Annotated in this window: 1 protein-coding gene; it reads right to left on the bottom strand. The window is 51.0% G+C overall.

Annotated features, from left to right (window positions below; all coding sequences use genetic code 11):
- Positions 1–36: 36 nt before the first annotated feature.
- Positions 37–1,253, bottom strand: a protein-coding gene (locus RYZ26_RS19820; RefSeq protein WP_317684993.1) for an IS3 family transposase whose coding sequence is annotated in 2 segments (ribosomal slippage) — positions 37–923 and positions 923–1,253 — 1,218 coding nt in all. Because the reading frame shifts where the segments join, the coding sequence is not laid out codon by codon here.
- Positions 1,254–1,325: the final 72 nt, after the last annotated feature.

The following is a 1,325-nucleotide window of genomic DNA, read 5'->3' as shown; positions in this document are numbered from 1 at the left end:
TGGAGTTGCCCCCATTTCACCGGACACCCTGACGGGTTAAATTTGGGCTCTGCGGAAGTCTCTGGGAGAGGTCCATTTCAAGCCGCTGTGGGGGTGGTCTTCGTTATATTCCTCGAACCACTCATGAAGAGATTGATAAACGGTTTTGCCGTCGGGTAAAGGATTTATCCTGGCAAAATCGCGTTTGAAGGTTTTGACAAAGCTTTCCGACATGCCATTGGATTGCGGGCTGCGCACCGGTGTAAAGCAGGAACGCAGGTTCAAGGCAGCTGCAAAGTCTCTTGTCTCCTTCGCCGTGTAACAGCTTCCGTTATCGCTGAGAAACTCGATTTTGTGCGGGGCTTGCAGGTTGTTGAAGCGTTTTTCAACGGCTTCCAGCATCATGTCGCGCACCATGGACCCGTCGATCCCGTCATTGATAATCGCAACCCATGAGATAACCTCACGATCAAAAGCGTCAATTACAAAGGCAACACGCACCACATCACCATTCCAGCACGGAATTTCAAAGCCGTCTGAACACCAGCGAAGGTCAGAGCACATCACAATCACCTTGCCATCATGTACACGTCCCGGCAGGTTGGCGGTGTGCTTTTCCAACAGCCAGCCGTTCATCATCATGATGCGATAAACCCGCTTGTGATTGATGGTTGGTTTGCCTTCAAGGCGGCGCTGTTTATTCAGAATTCCAGCGATCCGTCGATAGCCAAAAGTCGGCTTTTTGTCTACAAGGGGGCGAATGGCTTCAACGGCCTCGACGTCCCCGGCACAAGCGTAGTGCGGCTTTCGAGGCTTTGAGCCGTTTTTTCGACCATACAAGTTGGAGCGTGAGACCTTCATCGTATCGGCAATGGTTTTCATTGGCCATCTCCCTTGGGCAACAAGGCATAAGGCAAGGTCCGTTTTTTTGAGTCTGCTTTTTCAAGGGCTTCGCGCAGGATTTCAACCTGCATGGTTTTCTTACCCAACAGGCGCTCCAGTTCACGTACCTTTTTCTCCAGGCGCTTGACTTCGGATGTGGCGACCACACTTTCATCACTGCTCACGGCAATCGAACCTCCTTCACTCATCAGCTTTCGCCAGCGATAAAGCAGGTTCGGGGCAACACCATTTCGCCGGGCAACTGTGGAAATACTTTCAGAACTGTCAAAACTTTCTTCGACTATACGCAGCTTTTCAGCCGCTGACCAGCGACGGCGACGAGCGCCATCCATAATGATTTCAACATCGGATATTTCATAAGACATAAGCATATGCTTAAGGCATAGCCTTAAGCCTCCTTAGGCTATGTCAGGGTGTCCGGTCCAAATGGGGGCTACTCCACA

Origin of the sequence: Terasakiella sediminum, assembly GCF_033100395.1 — a bacterium.
In the GTDB taxonomy this organism is placed as follows: Bacteria; Pseudomonadota; Alphaproteobacteria; order Rhodospirillales; family Terasakiellaceae; genus Terasakiella.
Note: the sequence above shows the minus strand (reverse complement) of the source record. Positions and strands in the feature narration are given on the sequence as shown.